Source organism: Candidatus Thiothrix phosphatis (genome assembly GCF_035668035.1).
Lineage (GTDB): Bacteria > Pseudomonadota > Gammaproteobacteria > Thiotrichales > Thiotrichaceae > Thiothrix > Thiothrix phosphatis.
On sequence record NZ_JAYMYJ010000034.1, the window covers coordinates 1 to 3406 of the forward strand.

At 53.3% G+C, this 3406-nt stretch carries 2 protein-coding genes; one reads left to right on the top strand and one right to left on the bottom strand.

Annotated features, from left to right (window positions below):
• Positions 1 to 49 precede the first annotated feature (49 nt).
• On the bottom strand, positions 50 to 646 hold the full coding sequence (locus VSS37_RS04365) for a recombinase family protein (protein ID WP_210220909.1): 597 nt from the start codon (positions 644 to 646) through the stop codon (positions 50 to 52).
• Positions 647 to 818: 172 nt separating this feature from the next.
• Between VSS37_RS04365 and VSS37_RS04370 the strand changes: the two genes are divergently transcribed.
• A partial coding sequence (locus VSS37_RS04370; protein ID WP_324693463.1) for a Tn3 family transposase occupies positions 819 to 3406 on the top strand: 2588 nt, incomplete at its 3' end.

Genomic DNA, 3406 nt, shown 5'->3' on the forward strand with positions numbered 1-3406 from the left:
GGGTTCCTCTGCATAAAGGTACGTAACCCACCACGGGATTTAGCCCCAGTTAAGCTTTTGCGGAATGCTCATTCCTGAGTTCCTTGATCCTGTCTGTTGGGAAATAGCGGTAAAAGGCTGTCCTGCCGATCCCAAGCTGGTCAATCACGTCACCAATGAAAGGGTAGTTCTCCGTGTCTTTGAGTAAGGCTTCTGCCTGCTTGATGGCCTGTTCATTCATGGCCTTTGGCCTCCCTCCCCGTCGCCCACGCCTATTGGCTGCGGCAAGACCCGCACGGGTATTCTCGACAATCAGTTCCCGCTGGAACTCATCGAAAGCGGCGGTCATGTGGAAAAACAGCCGTCCTTCAGAGGTGCTGGTGTCGATGTTTTGGGTCAACACTTTGAGGGCGATTCCCCGCTCGTGGATATTTGCTGCCGTTTTGATAACTTGCGTCAACGAACGCGCCAACCGGGAAAGTTTCCAGACCACCAGCGTGTCCCCTTTTCGCAGGTAATCCAGTGCCGCCAGCAATTGTGGCCTGTCCCGATGCGAGCCAGATGCTTTTTCCGTAAAAACTTTTTCGCACCCCGCAGCTTTAAGGGCATCCATCTGGAGGGCGGTGTTTTGGTCTATGGTAGAGACGCGGGCATAACCAATCAGCATGGCAATCTGTTCCTCAATGGGCTTGATGTAACTGTAAAAGAATGCCAGTTTCAGGACAAGGAAAACGGATATGATTTGGCGGCAACCGCCTGCCTTTGGGGATGTGACATGACGCATCCCTAAAACGAAGGTTTTCGGAACAATATTTCAATGGAGCTGTCCTATGCCCCGAATGCGAATCCTGAGCATAAGTGAACAAGAGGCTTTCGATAAGCCGCCCCTGTTTGATCATGAGCAGCGCAAACAATTTTTCTCTTTCCCTAATGCGCTGTTGGATATTGCCAGAGGATTACGCACATCCAACAGCCAAATAGGCTTCCTTCTGCTATGTGGGTACTTCAAGGCATCAAAGTGTTTTTTTCTGCCACAAGATTTTTTGCAACGGGACATTGAAGCTGTTTCCCGCCAACTGGGTCTGGATGGTGCGGTGTTCGATCCAAACGATTACACGGAAACGACCCGCTTGCGCCAGCAGAAAATCATTTTGGAGTTTTATGGCTTCCGCCCCTTTGATTCAGAAGCCGAGAAATGGTTGGGCATAGAAATAACAGCCATGGCAGGGGTGTACCTGAAACCAAAACTGATTTTTGACCGTTGTGTCGATTTCCTCGTCCAGAAACGGGTACAGGTTCCAAAATCTTGGGTATTGACTGAGCTGATCAGGGTTGGCTTGAGCCAACGCAAGACAGCATTGGTGATGGTGATGGATGCCAACCTTACTGATAAGGCACGTCATCTGTTGGATACCCTGTTTACCCGGTCTGATGAGCAAAACCACTACCGCCTGACTTTACTCAAAAAGCTGTCCCAGTCGACGAAACCCACACGGGTGAAAGAATCCATTGCGGACTTCGGGACGTTATCGGCGCTGTATTTGCAGCTTGAAAGCATTCTGGCCGCGCTTAACCTTGGTCATGCCGGTATCCGTTACTACGCGGGCAGTGTCATCAGGGCGCGGATGTTCCAGCTTCAACAGCGTTCAAAAGCAGACCGGAATATCCATGCCGCCGCCTTTGTGGCACACCAGTTTTTCCGTATTCAGGACAACCTGACCGACCTGTTCCTCAGTGTGATGGCAACCTTCCAGACCGTAGCCACCCGTGAACATAAAGAACACCTGTTTGAACAACGCAAGACGCAAAGCCAGCAATTGAAAACCGTCATCGGCGAGCTGGACGCATCCGTTTTTGGCCTGATCCGGGAGATACGGCATCTGACCGACAATGGCGCATTGTCAGACACCCAGAAAGTCGACCAGATCAGAACCTTGCTGGATCAGGGCAAAATGGAATCCTTTGAGCAATTGAAAGATGGCCTGACGCAGGCAGGGCAAGCGCAAGACTGGTACGGCATTCTGGAAAAGCAGTCATTGCGCCTGCAAAACCGCCTGACCCCTATCCTGAAGGCGCTGACCTTTGAGCCAATCACGCCCGCCGACAAACTGGCAGAAGCCATCAAGCACTTCAAAACCCAAGATGGCATCATCACTGACAAAGCACCCACCGATTTTCTGGAAGCAGAAGAAAGTGCCACGCTAGTCCGGGAAGATGGGACATTCCGCCCTTCGCTTTACAAAGTTTTCCTGTTCCAGCACGTTGCTGAAGCGGTCAAGTCAGGTCACTTGAACCTCCCGCAATCCTACAAATACCGCCCGATGGACAGCTACCTGATTGACCGGGAACGTTGGCAACGTGACAAACAGATGCTGTTGGAACGGGCAGAGCTTACTGGCTTCATTGATCCCGAACCCGTACTCAAAACCTTGGATGCCGCCTTGTTACGGCAATATCAGGACACCAACGCCGCCATTGGCAACAACCCGCACCTGCATTTCCGGGCTGATGGCAGTTTCTACGTACACACACCGGCACTGGATGCCAACGCAACCGGCACGCTACAGGAACTGTTCCCCCAGCGGCACGATGTGCCACTGGCCCAAGTACTGGACACCATCGACCAGCATTGCGGGATGCTCAGTGCTTTCGGGCACTGGCAGCAAACCCATACCCCGCAAACAGTGTCACGGCCTGTGCTGCTGGCTGGCATCATGGGGCTTGGATGTGGGATCGGTGTCCGCAAAATGGCACGGATTTCTTCGCGCCTGACGGAAAACGAGCTGGAGCACGTGGTCAACTGGCGCTTTTCGCTGGAAAACATCCGCTCCGCCAATGACCGGGTACTCAAGGCGATGGACGCGATGGAACTGCCCAACCGCTACCGGCGTGAGGCTGGCAGGCTCCATACTGCCAGCGATGGCCAGAAGTTCGAGGTGCGCAGCGAGTCCCTCCATGCCAGCCGCTCGTTCAAGTATTTTGGGCAGGGGCAAGGTGTCAGTGCCTACACGTTTGTGGATGAGCGCCATTTCCTGTGGCATTCCCTGATGATCAGCGCGGCTGACCGGGAAAGCGCCTATGTCATTGACGGGCTGATGCGCAACGATGTGGTCAAAAGCGACATCCATTCCACCGACACCCACGGCTATACCGAAACCATTTTTGGTATTACCCACCTGCTCGGCTTTTCCTTTGCCCCCCGCATCAAGGGCATTGGCAAACAGACCCTGTACATCTTCCGCCCCAAAAACCGGGCAGACCCGGACTGGAAAATTGCCCCGGACAAAACAGTCAACGCAGACCTGATCCGCGAAAACTGGGATGACCTGTTACGTCTTGTGGCCACCATCAAGCTCAAGGAAAACACCGCCTCCGACATTTTCCGTCGGCTCAACTCCTACTCCCGGCAACACGCGCTTTACCAAAC